Source organism: Butyrivibrio sp. AE2015 (genome assembly GCF_000420825.1).
In the GTDB taxonomy this organism is placed as follows: domain Bacteria; phylum Bacillota; class Clostridia; order Lachnospirales; family Lachnospiraceae; genus Butyrivibrio.
Genome location: NZ_ATVR01000034.1, coordinates 1 through 18,086, shown reverse-complemented (window position 1 = coordinate 18,086; position 18,086 = coordinate 1). Strand labels below are relative to the sequence as shown.

Sequence of the window (18,086 nt, the reverse complement as noted above, 5' to 3'; positions counted from 1 at the left end):
TTTCAACAGCCAACCATATTAAGAAATTAAAAGCTCACCAATTTCTATATGTGGATTCCTATATCTGGCGGAACTCTTCTCTCTATTATGGTGGATAGCATTCTTAGGGCAGTTCTGAATACAAGCTCCGCAGCTTATACAATTCTTTGAAAAGAGTGGGCGACCATTTTCAATATGTATATTTCCCATTGGGCAAAGTCTTGAACATGTGCCACATCCCGTGCACGCATCGTTCACGGTAACTTCTTCTGTAATACCAATTCCTGTAGGAAACTCATATTTTTTCTTGTGATCACGCGTAATTAGTTTGCTGAAAAGCGAATTTCTTTTAACGTACCTTTTCTTTTCAACTATATCACCCATTATCTGGTCAATTACACCCTGCTGCTTTTTATTATCGCCTTCCTGTTTTTCCATATCGGCAAAGGTAATGCAATTCTCCGCCATTTGAATTGAATTAACATAGTCAAATTTTCTTCCGTTTGCCAGAGTAATCTTGTTTACCTCGTTGCAAACAGATCCAGCAAAACATCCGTAAGTTGCTATGGCGAAAAGATAGTTGCACTCCACCTTCAGTTTCTGCAAAAACTCCTCAATATATGGTGGTATGCAAAGCCCGTAAACCGGAAATACTATACCTACAACATCATCTTTTATCTCATAGGTTCCCTGTTTGATCAGCTTGGGAATAGATAAACACTCTCCTCCCAAGCACTTGGCCACATACAAGCAATTTCCAGTTGAGCTGAAATACAAAGTTTTCATTCAATATCCTCCAAATGTGTAAACATAAACTGTATAGTAACTATACCCTTTGGAGTAAATAAAACATGAATTACACTAATTATTTTGCTTTTTACACGGATTTGCTCTATTGATCCATGATTGCTAAAATCCATTACTGCGTAGCAGTGTACATACCTTTACAGCTTCAAAAAAATCTTCTTCTGAAATCCCAAGCGCATGAATATCTGGCCAGACTGCGTTTTTGTAGAACCCCAGTGCTTCTTTTACAAACTCATTGAAAAGCGCATAGGTTCGGGCGTAGTCGAAAACCGGAGGAGCAACTCTTGTGTTCATCCAATCTATAATTATGAAATTGTTTTTATCTGCGACAAGCTCGGTGTTATTTGGAATCATGATATTCAAGAAATGCATATCAAGATGACAGATGCAGCTTTTGTATTTTTTAGACAGGTATTCAATTACAGAAAGCGCTTGTGATCTTTCTTCGCCAGAAAGCATGTGGTCTGCCGTAACGCTAAGAGGAAGAATTGTTGTATTGCTGATATCTGCTTCGTGTACAAAGCGGAAGGCTTTTGCTAAAAGCATAAAGCCCTGCTCCGGAGCATTTTTAACAGATTTTTCCAACGGCTCGCCTTCAACCAAATCCATCTTGATTATATGTGGATCATCTGTGTCGTAATATTTTACCTGACAAATGCCAGCCCTATTCACGGCCTGCTGCTGTTGTTTTTCAAAAGCAATCCATTCAGCAGGATAGGATTGCTTATAAACCTTGTAAGCAAAACCATAATACAAAAAAACCTCTGCCTGGGCACCTTTACCAATAATTATTTGAGAACCATCAAAAGTCATTTACTAATTTTTCAACCTCTATATAATCTTTCTATTAATTTGCTCTCATATGTTCAATCAACATGATTGATTTCTGCTTCAACTATTTTTCTGATGGCTGAAAAATTTCGTTCCTCTAGAGTATGAAAAAAAGCCATATTCTTGCATTTCTTATAAGAGGCTCCATCCATCTGGAATGAATATCCGCCGGTACATGTCGGAGAACATTTCAATCCGTTTAATTTTTTACATTCTCCGGCATTAACGATGTCTTTTTTCATATTGTCAGGAAAATCAGCAAGAATCTCGGTGTATTCACCGATGCCTGCTGCATAGATTCGCATTTTCACACCGGTTTTTCTGAATACGTAATTCATCTCTTAATGAAATTCAATGCCCTTTATGCTTTTCTCTTTTCTTTTCCTGTTTTAGTTCAAACAAACGCTGATTCTCAGCTTCTTTTTGTTCGCGGCTTCTGCATTTCCGTTCCAGTTTATTCTGCTCCTGTTGTAACTTGAGAGCTTGTTGCGATTTTGTACCTATGCCAGTCTCTAGTGTCTGCTTTTTCGCATCACGCTGCGCTCTCTTGGGATTCTTCTTAGTTTCCTTTACGGTCGTTTCAATCTCCGGACTAAAATGCAGATGATAATAGTTCCGATTAATAAGTTCCAGCACCTCTATATCCTTAGGTTCAGCACCAAAAGTCACTTTAGCTGCTGATAATTTTTTATCGATAACCCTCTCGAATATGCCCACCCAGAATGGGTCTTCAAAATACACGATCAACCTGCCACTTACTCTATCCATTGTTAATCATCTCTCGTATCAGGGCCTTCAATTTAGCCTCTGAACATTTATATGTAGTAGTGACCATACTTTATCATAGCAAAAGAAAACAGACTCAAATCACACTGATTTCGGTCTGTTTTTCACTGATTTAATAGGAATTCAGTGTCCTACATGTTTTGAATAAAACACAAACTCCTTAACTGACCAACCTTCTGACTTTGAAGGTCTTTTCTTCAGCTATATATCTTATCTCGCTATCAGTCTGATTTATGAAATTCAGAACACTTCTGGTTCCTATTCCATGATTCTCCTCATTACTAAATGGGTGTCCTTCTGCATCCAGGACGATTTTATCTGCACATGAGTTGCTGATTTCTATCAAGAGCTGACTCTTATATCTGGCATTGATGTCGATTCTTCTCTCATTCTCTGGAACTTTTTCGCAGGCATGAATAGCGTTTTCAATAAGGTTGCTGCTCACTATGGCAAGCTGCATCTCATCCACATTCAAATCAGCAGGTATAGTAGCAGATATATTTACTTTAATGCTCTTTTCTTCAGCAACTGCTACATAGTGTGTTATTGCTGCATTAAGCGTGGTATTTTCACAATATTTTTTTACTCCATGCGGTTCTTGATTGAGCCTTTCATTAAGACATTCAATAGCCTCCTGCGTATTACCTTCCTGCAAAAGAGTTTGCAGAAGAGCCTCAAAATGTCTTCTGTCATGACGCATAGCTCTGTCCTGTTGCATGATATTCTCTGAAACAGCAATACGCTCTTTCATGGCTTTAGTTGCGATTTGCATTATTTCTGCATCTGCTTGTAGTTTTAACTTGTTTTCTCTTTCGGTATTCTCAAGTATCATGAGTCTGGAATATTTATCAAGCAACACAAAAACAAGTATGTTAATTGCAACAAGAATTACCATTAGTTCAGAATATTATGAAAGATTATATCCGTCTTGACCAAGATAGCTGATACCATCAAATACCACTATAATAATCGTCGCAATTGGTAATAATAAATACGGGAATAATTCCCTATCAAGTTTCTTATTCTTTTCCTTATTCCCAACCAAGCTAATAACCCTTACCAGAATAATCTGAAAAGCCACTACAATCGCGAAACTCTGAGGCATCATAGCTTCATAGCTTACTTTTCCCCCATCCATACTCATGAGTCCTTCAACGCAAAACGCCAGGACCGATTCTAATATAATTTCGATAGCTAAGAAAAAAATGAAATAAATGATACCTCGAGAGTTATTAACCTTATAACAGATAAACAATGGAACCAGGTATGAAAGTATACCAGCCAGCAGGTTAATTACAGCAATCCCCCATGAATTGATATAAGATAAAGCCAGCCCAGTTAGAATATATATTAGAAACACAACAATCCTACACTTCCTGAAGGTCTTACGCATCTCGTAAAAACTCATGTGTAAGATATAATTCAGAAAACTCCCTACAATATCCCCTAACAGTATTATTGTGTATGGATTTGACAAAACATCTGTCATGAAAATCTCCCTTTAGTTCAACTGTCTATAATACAAAATCTCACATTCGCCTTCATCGATTTCCGCTTTCTGAAACAAAAGAACAAATTTTAATTCAATTCTGATCACTTTTTCAGGCCTTTCAACATCATGTATTCTGTGATTCCAGGCCGGTACAGGTTTGGAATTTCTCCAACTTGCTGATAGCCGTTTCTTTCATAGAACCGCTTTGCTTCCGGATTATAATCCGCGACAACAAGGAAAAACTTATCTGCCATTTCATACGCAATATTTTCAGAAAAATCCAGCAGAGCCTTGCCGATTCCCTTGTTCCTGTATTCTTCCTTCACGGCGATGATGTGCAGGTATGGAAAACTGTGAAACGCTCCTTTAGGAATGATATATGTAAAGCCAACGCATTCTTCACCGATGAACGCCACATACAAATTTTCTTGGCGAATCCCTTCAAGTATCGCGTCTTCCGCGCTCCCTGGCGAAGAAAAGTATTTTTCGCCAAGCGTTGACTGGCAGAGTGCGTCCCTGCAATCCCTCAGATGCTGTTCGCTTGCTTTTGTAAATGTTATCTCGTGCATTCTAATCCTCCCCACTATATTCACTCATCGTCTATACTGTTCCATACCTGCTATCAGTACATTCATTGATATCTCCAAGCTTTCATCTATAGAAATCGGATTGCCAAAAGAATTGTGGATCTGTAGCATAACAAACCCCTCAAGAAAAGCTCTGTAGGTTCTAAGTAAATGATTAGCAACATCTCTTTCAATTCCCATGCCATCTGTCTGCCTAAAGAAAAATGCATACAAACCTTCGGTAGCTTCAAGTAAGGACTCATCCAAATACTTGTTATACCAAAGCATTGCCTCAAATACGCCTGGATTCTCCATGGCAAACTTATAAAATGCTCTTCCAAAATTTGCGATGTTCTCTTTTGGATCATCCGAATCAATTCCTGCCACAACCTCCTCGGAAACCTTCTTCCAGCCATAAATCATAAGTTTACGATGCACATCATCTATCGTCTTTACGTGGTTATATAAAGAGGGTTTTTTGATACCTAAATAATCCGAAAGCGTTGTAACGGTCAAATATGACAGTCCTTTCTCATTTGCTAATTTAGCAGCTTTTTCTATTATTTCTTCCTTAGATAATCCTGTTCTTGGCATAATTACTCCCATCCCACATTTACTAACAATGTTAGTTATTATTATGCTAACATTGTTAGTTTTGTCAACTAAAAAAACAGCGTGCATAAGGATTTTTCTCCCTATTCCCGCAGATCAAGTTTTAATTTGTCTTAGCCTATCATCCAATATTTTTTATTACCATTGCTGAATAGTTTTCATATTGCTGAAAACCAAATTTCTCATAAAATGGTATTGTTTTCGGATCTGAAGGCATTACCTTTATATATAGGTATTTTTCAAAATATGCCAGAATTCTTTTCATCAATTCTCTTCCTATTGCATAGCCTTGATACTCAGGATCAACTAGCAGATAATGTAAAAATGCAACTGTCTCTCCATCATCCAATGCGCGAACCAGCCCCACCAAACGGTCACCATCCCATGCTGATACAACATGGGTCGAATTATGCATAGCTTTGACTAGTTTTTCTGGATAATGTCCGGACTCCCAGTTTACTGACAAAAACAACCTTTCAATATCTTTAGCTCTAAAATCTTTTGTATCTTTATATGTTATTTCCATATATCATCTCCAATAGACCATTTATTGTTCACAATACATACATATTGTTCCATTTGATAACTTAAATCCGTTCTTTTCGTAAAATTTAGCCGCTGGTGCATACTCACTTGTATAAAGAACAATGCCTGCAAGTCCTTTTTCTTTACTGTAATCTTTAACTGCATTTAATAGTTGTTTACCTATTCCATGCCCTTGCCGTTCGGGAAGTACCGCCATCTCATTAATGTAAATTTCTTCTTTGCTTCCGGAAATTTTACAAAGCGCAAATATACAACCTAGCACTTCATCATTTTCTTCATAAACATATCCAACAAATCTTTTCTGTTCAAAAAAATCGCGGAGATATTCTGTTGCATTTTCTGCAGTCCAATCTATTCCCCAATGTTCCATGGGGAATGCTTTTGCATAAATCATGCCACATTGTGCTAAGTCAATGTTCTCCATAAGTCTAATCATTTTGCTGTCCCACCAAGATATGTTCTTGAAGCGACTTGCACAACGCCGTCGCATCTCCATTTACTCCATCAAATCTGTAATCCACTGATTCAGAATCAAACAATCCATGTTTCCTCTCAAGCATCTGCTCAACAGGTGCCGGCAAGTTTCCATGCATTCTCTCCTTAAAACGTTCCTTTATAGTATCAATATCAGCTGTAACTAGCACCTTTACTGCTCCATCAGGCAGAAAACTGATGTGTTCCTGATCAGCTATAATATAAACAATATCTTCTTTGTTGATGGCACTACTAAGCTTTTCCTTAAAAAGAGCTATTGCTTCACTCTCACTCTTGGCCATTCTGAGATAGTCTTTACCTGTTATCACCTCAGCTCCGATTGTTCTCTGTATTTCATTTGCAAGTGTGGATTTTCCACTGCAGTTTTCACCTATAATTCCTATGACCATTGTCCTCTCCTTCTGTTCCTTCATCACTTCTGCTAAAGCATTTTCTTCAGTATTTCCCGCGTCCTTACTCCATCCTCATAGATAGGACTGTGGGCGCATCCTTCATATAAAAAGAACTCTTTTTCCGGTGCTTCGATCGTCTCGTAGTATTCCTTCTGCACCGATGTGGCGCATGCCATAGCTGTTATCCTCCCTGGTTGCTTATTAGCTATAAAGTGAAGCTATTTACCTCCAAAATATTACTTTATATATAGGGATGCAAATCGACTGAACAGGCACTACACCTGTATTCCTCTCAACCTTGTATCCCTGTTCTATCAAGTTATCTGCTCGTCTATCCATTTCTCTTTCGCTAGAACATATAATCTCATGTTTTCTTTTCATTTGTAACTCCTTTTCATCTTGCGAAACTGGTATCATGTTTGTTAATGAGAGAAGAATCGGTCGCCCGATTCTTCTCTCCAAGACATGCATCAGTTATTTCCATCTTTCTTCTTCACGGGGATCCAGATTGCACTGTGATAATCCTTATCCGTCATTTCGCCATTTACGCAGTCATACCATTCTGCAGATGCATTCCCGCAAAGTTCATAGTCCGGATTACCCGGAAGCCACTCATTGAAAATCTGTGTATTCAGGCTCTGCAGTGCCTCAGGAATAGGGCCGATGCAGTCAAATACTGCCCAGTCACCCATCGGAAACTCATAGACCACCATTCCTTCAGGAACTTCCCCTCCGGCATACTTCCCAGCCACAAGATACCTAAACTTTCCCTCTCCGATATCATCGATGCAGACTCCATACTCTCCAATGCAGTTCTCTACGATAGCCTTCTCATAAGGATTGGCCGGAGCATTCCCGGCATAAACATTTGCTGCATACTTCTCGCAAATCTCGTCCCAGAACTTTGGAATCTCCTGATAAGCAGTATCATTATCAAATATCTTTTGAAAACCGATAACCTTAAACTGGAACATTTTTGTAATTTTACAATTCATTTGATTGCCTCCTTGAACCTGTAGTTTTACAGTCAGTGGAAGGAACGTCCTCACAGCCGCCCCATCACGGACCTGTGATGGTGTTACACCGTGAAAGCGAGAAAATGCCTTTGTGAAGCTCTCAGGCGTCTCATAGCAATAAGCGTATGCAATATCGATTACCTTATCATCCGTATACTTCAGATCCAATGCTGCCTGATACAGCCTGCGGTTTCTGATATACTCCCCGATTCCGTATCCGGTCATCAAGGAGAATCCCTTCTGAAGAAAGAACGGAGAAATATACACCTGATCTGCCACATCCTGCGCACTGATGTTGTCTTTCAGATGTTCTTCCATATAATCAATTGCTGTGCGAATGCTGGTAAGCCACTCCATCTTATACAATCTCCTACTCCGTTCCGGCCGTTGCTAAACATACACCAACGACTCGAAACAGCCTTTCCTTTACCCTGACACGATTAGTATATCTGGTCAGTAAGTACTCATCCTGTCATTTTCTGTTCAAATCTGTCCTATTTTCAGTCCGATTAACTTAAAATTGCTGATTTCTTTGTGCCAAATAGAAACGGTATAGCTTTTCTTTTGCATCATTAATATCTCTGTACATTTTTTTCTCTGTCAGCGAAAAGCCTACTCTTTCTATCGTTTTCCAAGATGGAAGATTATCCTCACGGATAGTGGCAATTATCTCATTTTCATCATAATGCTCAAAGAAATAACAAACATACGCCTTTATTGCTTCTGAAGCGTATCCATTATTTCGAAAATCTGCTCCAATAAAATAAGTAATGCCCACTTTCTCCAAATCTTCATAAAATGTACATCCGACAGCTCCGGCAGGCGAACCTGTTATTTTATCTTCAATCACATAAGCAAGATAATTCTTTCGAGGATCGTCCTCTCGCGCCAGATTTTGTGCTTTTATAATCCAGTCATCCATCCAGTAACTGCAATCTTTGCCAAAGCCTACATCATTCAAGCTCCCATCCAAAGCCATATGAATAAACGCCTCTCCATCCGACAGTTCTATATCTCTAATTATCAATCTATCAGTTTCTATTACCTTGCCGATCACTGAATTTCCTTTCCCGAATGTTGTTACTTTCCGTATTCTCATTGCAACATCCTCCCTGATCATTCAAACTAATCAATTATTTTATTTGGCCATTTGCAGAGCCCCACTTCAAGAGCTCTTTCTTCTTTCAGATGAAAATCCGCATATTTACAATACCAGCAGCCTTTCAAGCTTGGAATTGCATCCTCTCTTGGGGTGTATGCAGGGCAGATATCTTCTGGCCACACACTTCCGTCTCTCTTGGGAATATCGTAATTGTTTGATTTATTATCCATTAAAAGTAACTCTCCTTCCTGATCGGATGCCGGATCACTGTCTTCAGTTTCTCCGACTGAACTTTTCTCGCATCAGATAGATAAATCTCATGGTGCAGTCTCTTGTCAGTGATATCCAGAACATAACCCTGTTCTTCTATAAATCTGTGCATTGCATCTACTGTAGCAGGTTCATTATCATACGATCCGATATGCATGCACTGCACACACAACCCTTCATCATAAGTAAAGAACTCCACCTTTGAAAAATCCTGTTTCTTCTTAACCGTAGCTTCCCTGACAGCCCACTCAAAATCATCTTTCGTTACAAAGTCTGGCAGGCGGATGACGGATATCCACTTGAAATCTTCTTTATGAGCATAATCGATACCGATTACTCCATTCTGCCACCAAAAACCTTCCAATGGCGGAACTACATAATCAAAATATCCGTCAATCTGATGATCACCTTTTTTACTCATCTTGATCGTAAATGCGATTCCATACAAAAGACCTATAGCCTGTTTATATTCGCCATCTTCATCATTTGGATTCCCACTGCCCCTAACCGCGATATAATTCATTTTCGGAACAGTAACGATAGATGGTGTGCCCTTAGGCATATAGAATTCTTTGTATTCCTTCTTGTAATCAAACGCCATACCCTTTTTCTCCTCTTCGTTTCGGTCGGTGCTAAACGATCGTCCACCGGACGATCAGCACCCCTCCGTCAAGTCTTTTTTTCATCTCAATTTTTTCCCCTTATATCGTATCTCTCTTTGTGAATATGAACATTCCCATGACAGAGTATAATATCAGCCCTATCACAATAACCACGATTATATTCACATAGGAAACAGATACTCCGCTAATTCCAAGGTCTTCAGTCTTAGTCACAATAAAGTTCCTTGAAAGACCATATTTATCCATAAAGCCCGCAAGGGCCGGGATCCTGGACACGAGCTTTGTTTCAAGAAAACTAATAAGCATTCCGTGAAGATTTGCTGAACCAAAGATAGTAATAATGGTTGGTATGATGGTATTTCTGGTAATTTCATAAAGAGCCATCATAGCGATGCCAAATACTGTATGAAGCATCACTTCGAATGTTATGAAGCTTATAAGTGAGCCAATACGGCCAAAGTAAATACCCGGTGCCCAGAAAAGACTTCCAAACCATGATGCAACAAGTTCCCCCAGAAACATAAAAAGGGAGTACAGAAACACCACCGGGATCTTAGCAAAAAAAATGTTCTTCTTCCCGCTGCGGGTCGTCAGAAGGTTTTTCAAAAATCCGCTCTTTCTCTCTTCTTCTGAAAAAACAATTGCGAATACACCTACCATGATCAGAACGTATCCGGAAGATGCAAAGCTTGCATAGAACTCTCCGAAGGTTGAAGCAGACTCGGTTTCCATTCCTGCCAGAAGTCCGGTCAAAATTACAGTGGTTAAAAGCATCACATAAAAAACTCTTGTTTTAAATAATCTGTATAGGTTCATTTTTATAAGATTTAGCATGCCTTCTGTCCTTTCCTGATAATATCCAAATAGAATTCTTCGAGAGAATCAGCCTCGCCAATATAGCTGTTCTTTAACTCCTCAGCAGTTACCTCTGTTAAAAGCTTTCCTTCTGAAATGATGCCAAATACCGTCGCAACCTTCTGAAGTTCTCCAAGTATATGGCTTGATATCATAATCGTCATGTTCTTTTCTTCATTAAGCCTCTTTATAAGCTCTCTCATCTCGATTATTCCCTGGGGGTCAAGTCCATTAATGGGTTCATCCAGTATGAGAAACTCAGGGCTTCCCAGTAGAGCCATGCCAATTCCAAGCCTCTGCTTCATGCCCAGGGAAAACTTTCCCGCCTTCTTTTTGGGTTCTCTTGACAATCCTACAAAATCAAGAATGTCCAGTATCTCTTTCTTGTCATGTAATCCCATTGAAATTGCTCTAAGTTTCATGTTGTCAAAAGCATTGAGATACCCGTATATTCCCGGACTCTCAATAAGACATCCGACCTTTGTAAGGTAATTATCTCCTGCAGCAACTTCAATATCTCCACTGGTCGGAGTTGCGAATCCGACCAGCATCTTCATAAGTGTTGTTTTTCCTGCTCCGTTGGGACCAATGAGACCGTAAATCTCACCTCTGTCAATGTGAATATTCATATCCTTAACAGCCTCAAAGGAACCGTATTGTTTAGTCAGATTTTTTGTTTCCAGATAACTTCTCATTTTGTTCCTTCCTTTCTCTGCGAAAACAGTCATTTCTTCATATGCCTACTCTAACACGCAAAGAAAAACAGGCCTTAGCGTACACCGCATTAGGCCTGTTTTACACTGAATTCACTAATTCCGCGAGAATAGCATATCCGCTGTCTTTTCCAGTTCGCGTCTTTCCTGCGTATCATCGTATGATTTTTCCCTGTCATCAATGCCCTTAACCACATCTATAGAAAAGAGTCCGTCTTTATTGCAGTAGAAAAAGATTTTCTTTATCCCGGAAACTTTAAAATGCGCCTCCTCATCAGTACATTTAAAACATCTAATGTAATGATATATCGGAGCTTTCATTTTAACCATCCACGGAAAGTAGAGTACTGCGGCTAAAAAATTTCACATACTGCCTCATAATCCTTTTCATGCCAGAACCTTTCTTGCTTTGTTGCACCATTTTAAATATGCCTCATAGGTTTCTATTCCAAACAGTATCGTAAGATAGAAATAAACATGATCTTCTTCATCAAGTGCTTTTTCAATATTAGCCTTATATACCTGTAATACCTTAAGGTCAGCCTTTATCTGTTCTTCAAAGACTTCTATATTCCTAAGTGCTGTCTCTTTACTTTCAACCCCTCCGAAAAACAGTTTCATCAAAGTCTCATATTTAAGATCGTTGCTTGCCTTCTCGTCTCTTACCCATGCTCTGAGTATCTCTTTTCCCTGACCGGTAATGCTGTAAATGATCTTCTCCCGGCCGCCACTGTCATTACCCTTAAGGCGCCTTACGCTGCCCTGTTTTTCCAGTTCCGCAAGAGCGGGATAAATGCTACCAAAGCTTCCCTTCCAGAAGAACCTTATACTTCCGTCGATCTGTTTTTTTATATCATATCCGGTCAGATCATCATGGGATAACAAGCCCAGAATCACCATGTCTATCTTTCTGTCTTTGGCCATTATTTCCACCTCCAACAGTATTTTAGAACTTTTTTCGGACATTCATCAACACAAGCTCCGCACAATATGCACTCGGTGCACTTTGAATTGCTGCCTTCCTTTGCCATATGTGCGACGTCAAGCCCCATTGGACATGCCTTTGAACACCTGTTACATGAAATACAGTCCGCTGCAGATGCTTCAACATGAAGCTGGGGGACATGAAGAAAACGACCTATGCTGCTCCCAATCACCATAAATGGCGCCATCCAGCAAAGATAATGGCATGTTGCTCTCCTTCCATGTATCAGTGACGGAAGAACCAATATCAGAAGTACTCCGTAATAGATAATATAGTTATGTATTTCTGTCACTGAAATACCGTGATCTGTCATGAAAAACGGATCTATGGTTACATGGTTTTTCCCGAGGATGAAAGTCACAACTATAGCGGAGATCCACAGTATCCAGATAACGTATTTAATCTTATTCCTCCAGCCCTGCTTCGCGGACTTATCATTGCATCTTGCTACACATTCCTGTAGCCCTCCTGCAGGACAGAGATATCCGCAAAAGGCACGTCCAAAGAACACCGAAAAAATAAGCAAGCTCATAAAGACTATAAAGCTTCCGTTCATGATATGTTCTGATGCTGCCATGATTATCAGGTATGGTGAAAAGTACCACGCTGTTATTGGAAACAGCAGGAATGATATGAAAATAATCGTTCTTCTTATTGTCTGACGCTTCATTGAACACCCCTTCGCATATATCAATTAGATATATCATTTTGATATATATTATACCTCAGAATACTTCATGTCAACAGATGTTTTTTCAATCTACATATGCTCCTTATAGTATTCCAAAAACTCCGGAGTTTTTGACCAGTATTTTATTCCCCAGTTCTCGAAGTTCCACTCTTCCATATAATCATTGCACTCATAATCAATATAGAAAAGCTCTCCATCATGAACAACAAAATTCGTCGGGAAATAATCAATATTGGTCTTTGCAGGATATAGGAGTTCACACATTGCTTTTACCTGTCTTATATAATCAGGGTCCATCTGATCTCTGGCAACAAGCTCATAGATAGTCTCACCGTCTATGTATTCCTTCACAATGCGTTCTTTATCAATGTCAGCATCAATCATTTGGGGCATTCTGATTCCAATCGCCGTCAGTCTTCTGTAATCATTTATTTCAGACTGGATCTTGTCACCAAACTGGTAATATGCACAAGGCTCGTGGTGTATCTGTTTTAAGACATACTCCTTACCATCCTTTACTGCCAGGTATGAATATCCTCCCTTACCCTTGCCAAGGAGCTTCTTAATTTTATAGCTGACTCCATTAACGCTACATGCTTCTCCATGACCTGTTTCAAACATAAGACTCCCTTCCCTCTGTCATCAATCAAACAGCTTCAATAACAGTTTTCATAAACATGTTCTGACCGATAAGCATTCCGTCCTGTTCTGCGACAGAATGACTCTCTTACAAGATTTTCAACATCTCTATAATCTTTCTGTTTTGTTCGCGAGGCTATATGAACCGTAACAAGAATCATGAAAAAACTAAAGAAACGCTTGGTGACATGTATGACACGATTCGTATCATCTGCATAAACAAGCCTATCACACAATAAAAATAAGGTCGTCATCTACACGGATAACGACCTAAAAATCACTGATATTATATTTCTTGATTTCTCACTCTGTTGGAAGTGAGAGTGCTTTTTCATTAAACTCCATCACTGTGACATAGTTACAATATCATCCAAGCTGAGAACAGTATGTCATGTTCCTGATTTCAACGGAAAACAGATATCTATCTCCATGTATCCATCTTCCCTCATATCCCTATACACATCAAAGATAGGCCTCTCATCAAGCTCGTTACCGGTCCTTGAAAGCCATCGGCAGAATATCTCCTGGTACACCATATAGAGAAACTTTGGAAATCCCTTAAAATGATAAACTGCGTATTTTCCGCCATCAACTGAATGAGTAAGGATATCCGGATTCTCTTTTACCAGAGGGTTGTCAGCAGAAACAGTCTGACAAAGCTCATACATGCAGTTATTCTCATCGGTTATAGAGGGATCATCTATGGTGCATTCTATATACGTTGTACTCTCATCTGCCAGATGCCGATACGTATCAATGAACTCGCACCACGCATTAGGAAGATCGTGATAATTCCCCCGCTTCCTTTCATAAATAACAGTAAAATCCGCTAGGTATTCCACGGTGATCTGCTTTTCTGCCTTATCCAGATCGTCCAACGTAAGTCCATGAGAAAAAGAGCTTTCTTCTACCATCTGCTCACTGTTTTTCCGAAAGCTTGCCGGCGATACTCCAAGATGCTTTTTGAAGGCAGTAGCAAAATTAGACGAGGAATATCCATAATCCTCGCCAATCTGCGTAATGCTCTTCTCTTTTTCAACCTTCAGGCGCCATGCGCTTCTCTCAAGGCGAATCCTTTTGATGAACTGATACAGCGCCTCATCCGTATCTTCCTTGAACATACGGGTGAGGTGGTATCTGGAATAAGCGCAATGTCTTGCCACATCATCAACAGTAATGTCATCATCTATGTGGTCAAAGATATATGTGATCGCCTTATTGATCACTTCGCTCCTTATTGTAGAGCTTTCTCTGGTTTCCACGCCGGTTTTCCTTCCTCTAGCGCAAGCCTTTGCCTGTTTATAAGGCAAAACGAAACTACTGCAGTCAAAATCTCCGCCCCTGGTCCTGCCATCCATATTCCCTTCATCCCAAAGATCATAGGAAGAATGAACGTAAATGCAAGAAGCAGAACAATTCCTCTCAGTGATGATATCAGAGCCGAAGACTTGGCATCACCACAGCTTGTAAAGTACATTGAATTGATTACATCATAACCCATAACCAGGAAAGTAGCCAAGTAGAACCTAAATCCTGTCACCACCATGTCCACCACGATATCGCTGCATCCAAAGAGTCCGGCGTATGATCTTCCCATAAGTAAGAAAATCGCCGCGATTGCTACTCCGATTCCAAAGAGTATCTTGTTTGTGATCTTCCTTAATTCTATTGCTGTCTCAAACTCTTTTGCGCCAAACATGAAACTTACAAGTGGCGTGAGCCCCTGCCCAAAGCCTATGCAGATCATGCTAAATCCATATACGACATAACCAAGGATGGTAAACGCCGCCACTCCTTCAGGCCCTGCGTACTCCATCAGTACGAAGTTGAAGACAAACATTGATATCGCACTGGCCATCTCTCCGATAAATTCGGAAAATCCGTTAAACATGATCTCCTTGTTGAGTGCCCTGTCAAATGCAAATCTGGTATAGGACAAGCCTGACGCTCTGGATAAGAAATATCCAGTCATAACCAGCGCTGTGATCGCCTGGACTGTAAGCGATCCTATAGCACTTCCAAACACGCCAAGACCTAAGCCGGCAACCAGCGCATAGTCCAAAACTGCGTTAAGCACGCATCCCGTGATGGTTATGATCATACATACCTGCGGCTTGCCATCCACCCTTATGAACATCCCAAGCACTGTTGTCAGCACCATTAAGGGGTAGTTTAGCAGCATGACTTTGTAGTATTCATTAAAAAATCCCGCCAGGGCCGCATCTGCCCCAAGCAGGTTCCTAACTGGCGCGAAAAGAACTGCCAAAAACGCAGATATTACAACACAGGCCACAAGCGAAGTAACGATAGTCTGTGAAAGCACTTCGTTGGCTCTTTTCCCATCTTCTGCTCCAAGAAGCCGGCCACATATAACAGTTCCTCCGACACCCACGCAAAGCCCGATTCCTAAGTAAAAATACAAGATCGGAAGTCCAAGGTTGATAGCCGCCAAGGCTTTCTCCCCCACATAGTTTCCAGTGAAATAACCATCCGTCATGGTTATAACCGTTTCCAGAAGCATCGCGATAATGCTCGGGATCGAAAAACCAAGAATCATCTTGAGTTTGTTTTCTTTGATTTGTTCAGTATTCATCTCTCATCCTCCTTCACTGACGTACAGTATAAGGAGAATTAAAACTCAACACTTCTGAATTTGTGCGTATTTACGATGAAAATTCCGGATTTGCTTTACGTACCTCGTATTGCTCAAGAAGCTCGTCAAAGGCCTTTCGTACATCGGGCGGGATGTACTCATGTGCAATATATCCCTTTCCTCTGGGGCCATAACCTTTTTCATCATCCATAAGCCTCGGAATCTCTCCCATGATAAGGCTGATATACCGATCCATATCCCACATGCCTTTTATGTCCGATGAAAAAGAAATATCTCCATTTTTCCGGACCACCTCAGCCCGGTAGGTTGCGTAATTGATGATCTGAAGCTCCGGTCTGTACTTTCTCATCACGGCAGACATCCTCCGCTGCATGGTCGCATCCTGCGAAAGGATAATGCTCTTGCATGGTATATTGTTTTTTTCGAGAAGCTCCAGCAGATTAGTGATATTATTACCACAGTTGGTTGACGCAGTTTCCAGATAATCTGCGCTAAGTCCGAATTTTCTATTCAGATAGATATTGAATAATTCCGCTTCCTGCATATTGTATGCATCAACATCCGGAAAAAGAGCTTTCATTGTTTCCTGCAGGGTAGAAGTGGTATGTCCAAAGCCTCCGACGATTATATATGTCTTAGCGACATTCTCCCTCATCGCCTCAGCCATTACATCACCACCGCACAGGATGGTACCTCCAAACAGCGCCATCACATCAGCCTGATGGATATTGTATTTTCTGTAAAGTGCCTCCTCTGTAAGTTCCTCGACATCGCGCACCCCACAGAAGGCGCCTATTATATTTATGTTCTCAGCTGTATTCATCAGTTCTCCTTTTTTTGTTGAGCAGAAACGCTGTCGTGAACTCTTTCTTCTCTGAAACACTATCCCAATAAGCTCTCTGCTCCATGTTCATCCTCCACGTAAATTTCGATTTGTCTTAGTATATTATCCTACTGAAATTAAATAGTGATACTATCCTTGTATTTTTCAAACAGCTCGTGTGAATATTCCTTCTTCATATCCGAGTCCCTTACGATACTCCAAAGAGACGCGGCTGCTTTCAGCCTTTCATCAAATATCTTCGTTGCATCATCCGCACAAAAATCTTTTACAAACTTATTCCACTGAAGTGCTGATTTATCATATTTGACGTATATCTTCTTCCCATAGTAGATATCCAGGAGATCTCCAAGCGTAAAAGATTCATCTCCATTTTCCTTTACAGCTTTAGCAGACGCAACCATGTCAACATTGAACTTGAACGGTCTTACTCCTGTCTGCTCCGCATAAAATTCCCGAAATCTGTTGCCAAAAGTAAATCCACACTCTATAAGCCCTGTACTAAGAGTCAGTTCCTTTACCGTGATCTTTGTACATTTTATTCTTCTCTTTTCAGGCAGGACTTTTTCACCGGAGAAATATGCCTTAATAACATCGTTCAACTCTATTTTGCTTCCACTGGCCTTAAGACCAAGCTCTTTACATATTTTGATCAGTTCTTCGCGATACCAATAATACTTACAAAATTCGTCGAAGTCTTTTATTTCGCTAAAATCCGGGCGTTCCATCCTGGCTATCTCTTTTCTTTATGGGCTGTAATAATTGTATAACTGCTGGCATTCACAGTGATAATGCATCCTTCGATACAAATATACCAATTCTTTCCCTGCTTGCTTATCTCCGCCTTTTTTGACATTATCTTTGACTTGCACCAATCGACAACATCGACTTCATTGAGCGAAAGATTCTTCTTTATCCGATCCACCCCCATGGCAGTTGTATGTATTCTATCAATGTTATCAAAGAGTATCTGTTTATTCATTTATATTCCTCGCTTATCCGGAAAATCAACTTTCGGTTTAAGGAAGTAAAACAAATACTTGATTGGGATACCCAAACTCCTCAGTCATTTCGCCCTCTTGAAATCCGAATTTTTTATACAATGCTCTCGGAGCAATTCCTTTTTCATCATTTTCACGAAACGTTGATACCGTGATTTCCCTACTTCTATCCAATTCAGCAAGCGCTTTTCTCAGAAGGATTGAAGCCAACCCTTGCTGCCTGTATTCAG

Annotated in this window: 28 protein-coding genes; all 28 read right to left on the bottom strand. The window is 40.1% G+C overall.

Annotated elements, in window-relative coordinates; genetic code table 11:
* Positions 1–18 precede the first annotated feature (18 nt).
* Positions 19–765, bottom strand: coding sequence for an EFR1 family ferrodoxin (locus G585_RS0113545; RefSeq protein ID WP_022775704.1), 747 nt, complete (start codon positions 763–765; stop codon positions 19–21).
* Between the two features lie 123 nt (positions 766–888).
* Complete coding sequence (locus G585_RS0113540) at positions 889–1,599, bottom strand: phosphotransferase (RefSeq protein ID WP_022775702.1); 711 nt, start codon at positions 1,597–1,599, stop codon at positions 889–891.
* 53 nt (positions 1,600–1,652) lie between these two features.
* A complete protein-coding gene (locus G585_RS18200; protein ID WP_196802919.1) occupies positions 1,653–1,922 on the bottom strand; it encodes a hypothetical protein in 270 nt (89 codons plus the stop codon).
* Between the two features lie 46 nt (positions 1,923–1,968).
* Positions 1,969–2,385 (bottom strand): YjdF family protein, encoded by a 417-nt coding sequence (locus tag G585_RS0113530; protein WP_022775700.1) that lies wholly within the window; start codon positions 2,383–2,385, stop codon positions 1,969–1,971.
* A 178-nt stretch (positions 2,386–2,563) separates the two neighbouring features.
* A complete protein-coding gene (locus G585_RS0113525; RefSeq protein ID WP_022775698.1) occupies positions 2,564–3,298 on the bottom strand; it encodes a sensor histidine kinase in 735 nt (244 codons plus the stop codon).
* Between the two features lie 12 nt (positions 3,299–3,310).
* Positions 3,311–3,892, bottom strand: a complete 582-nt coding sequence (locus G585_RS0113520; protein ID WP_022775697.1) for a hypothetical protein — start codon at positions 3,890–3,892, stop codon at positions 3,311–3,313.
* Between the two features lie 104 nt (positions 3,893–3,996).
* On the bottom strand, positions 3,997–4,464 hold the full coding sequence (locus G585_RS0113515; RefSeq protein WP_022775695.1) for a GNAT family N-acetyltransferase: 468 nt from the start codon (positions 4,462–4,464) through the stop codon (positions 3,997–3,999).
* A gap of 24 nt (positions 4,465–4,488) precedes the next feature.
* Complete coding sequence (locus tag G585_RS0113510; RefSeq protein WP_026664002.1) at positions 4,489–5,055, bottom strand: TetR/AcrR family transcriptional regulator; 567 nt, start codon at positions 5,053–5,055, stop codon at positions 4,489–4,491.
* Between the two features lie 139 nt (positions 5,056–5,194).
* Positions 5,195–5,599: a GNAT family N-acetyltransferase gene (locus tag G585_RS0113505; protein ID WP_022775693.1), complete on the bottom strand. Its 405-nt coding sequence runs from the start codon at positions 5,597–5,599 to the stop codon at positions 5,195–5,197.
* Between the two features lie 21 nt (positions 5,600–5,620).
* Entirely contained in the window at positions 5,621–6,055 is a 435-nt protein-coding gene (locus tag G585_RS19120) for a GNAT family N-acetyltransferase (RefSeq protein WP_022775691.1), read from the bottom strand.
* Positions 6,048–6,503 (bottom strand): hypothetical protein, encoded by a 456-nt coding sequence (locus G585_RS0113490; protein ID WP_022775690.1) that lies wholly within the window; start codon positions 6,501–6,503, stop codon positions 6,048–6,050. Before G585_RS0113490 ends, G585_RS19120 begins: the two co-directional genes overlap by 8 nt.
* Before the next feature lie 32 nt (positions 6,504–6,535).
* A complete protein-coding gene (locus G585_RS19575) occupies positions 6,536–6,682 on the bottom strand; it encodes a hypothetical protein (RefSeq protein WP_022775689.1) in 147 nt (48 codons plus the stop codon).
* Positions 6,683–6,976: 294 nt separating this feature from the next.
* Positions 6,977–7,879, bottom strand: coding sequence for an AraC family transcriptional regulator (locus G585_RS0113475; protein WP_022775686.1), 903 nt, complete (start codon positions 7,877–7,879; stop codon positions 6,977–6,979).
* Positions 7,880–8,036: 157 nt separating this feature from the next.
* A complete protein-coding gene (locus tag G585_RS0113470) occupies positions 8,037–8,621 on the bottom strand; it encodes a GNAT family N-acetyltransferase (RefSeq protein WP_022775684.1) in 585 nt (194 codons plus the stop codon).
* Positions 8,622–8,647: 26 nt separating this feature from the next.
* Entirely contained in the window at positions 8,648–8,854 is a 207-nt protein-coding gene (locus tag G585_RS0113465) for a hypothetical protein (protein ID WP_022775683.1), read from the bottom strand.
* Entirely contained in the window at positions 8,854–9,495 is a 642-nt protein-coding gene (locus tag G585_RS0113460; RefSeq protein ID WP_022775681.1) for a GyrI-like domain-containing protein, read from the bottom strand. Before G585_RS0113460 ends, G585_RS0113465 begins: the two co-directional genes overlap by 1 nt.
* Before the next feature lie 100 nt (positions 9,496–9,595).
* Positions 9,596–10,333 (bottom strand): ABC transporter permease, encoded by a 738-nt coding sequence (locus G585_RS0113455; protein WP_278246660.1) that lies wholly within the window; start codon positions 10,331–10,333, stop codon positions 9,596–9,598.
* Between the two features lie 11 nt (positions 10,334–10,344).
* Positions 10,345–11,067 (bottom strand): ATP-binding cassette domain-containing protein, encoded by a 723-nt coding sequence (locus G585_RS18185; RefSeq protein WP_022775678.1) that lies wholly within the window; start codon positions 11,065–11,067, stop codon positions 10,345–10,347.
* Between the two features lie 114 nt (positions 11,068–11,181).
* Complete coding sequence (locus G585_RS0113445; protein ID WP_022775677.1) at positions 11,182–11,406, bottom strand: hypothetical protein; 225 nt, start codon at positions 11,404–11,406, stop codon at positions 11,182–11,184.
* A 66-nt stretch (positions 11,407–11,472) separates the two neighbouring features.
* A complete protein-coding gene (locus G585_RS0113440) occupies positions 11,473–12,009 on the bottom strand; it encodes a PadR family transcriptional regulator (protein WP_022775675.1) in 537 nt (178 codons plus the stop codon).
* On the bottom strand, positions 12,009–12,740 hold the full coding sequence (locus G585_RS0113435) for a 4Fe-4S binding protein (RefSeq protein ID WP_022775674.1): 732 nt from the start codon (positions 12,738–12,740) through the stop codon (positions 12,009–12,011). Before G585_RS0113435 ends, G585_RS0113440 begins: the two co-directional genes overlap by 1 nt.
* Positions 12,741–12,830: 90 nt before the next feature.
* A complete protein-coding gene (locus tag G585_RS0113430) occupies positions 12,831–13,382 on the bottom strand; it encodes a hypothetical protein (RefSeq protein ID WP_022775673.1) in 552 nt (183 codons plus the stop codon).
* 407 nt (positions 13,383–13,789) lie between these two features.
* Positions 13,790–14,662 carry an AraC family transcriptional regulator gene (locus tag G585_RS0113425; RefSeq protein ID WP_022775671.1) on the bottom strand — a complete coding sequence of 291 codons (873 nt, stop codon included), beginning with the start codon at positions 14,660–14,662 and terminating at the stop codon, positions 13,790–13,792.
* Positions 14,635–15,993, bottom strand: coding sequence for an MATE family efflux transporter (locus tag G585_RS18180; RefSeq protein WP_022775670.1), 1,359 nt, complete (start codon positions 15,991–15,993; stop codon positions 14,635–14,637). The genes G585_RS0113425 and G585_RS18180 overlap by 28 nt, the downstream gene beginning before the upstream one ends.
* A gap of 70 nt (positions 15,994–16,063) precedes the next feature.
* Positions 16,064–16,837 (bottom strand): ElyC/SanA/YdcF family protein, encoded by a 774-nt coding sequence (locus G585_RS0113415; protein WP_022775669.1) that lies wholly within the window; start codon positions 16,835–16,837, stop codon positions 16,064–16,066.
* 137 nt (positions 16,838–16,974) lie between these two features.
* A complete protein-coding gene (locus tag G585_RS0113410; RefSeq protein ID WP_022775666.1) occupies positions 16,975–17,583 on the bottom strand; it encodes an SAP domain-containing protein in 609 nt (202 codons plus the stop codon).
* A gap of 5 nt (positions 17,584–17,588) precedes the next feature.
* A complete protein-coding gene (locus tag G585_RS0113405; protein WP_022775664.1) occupies positions 17,589–17,837 on the bottom strand; it encodes a DUF3781 domain-containing protein in 249 nt (82 codons plus the stop codon).
* A gap of 37 nt (positions 17,838–17,874) precedes the next feature.
* On the bottom strand, positions 17,875–18,086 hold a 212-nt coding region (locus G585_RS19745), incomplete at its 5' end, for a GNAT family N-acetyltransferase (protein ID WP_022775663.1).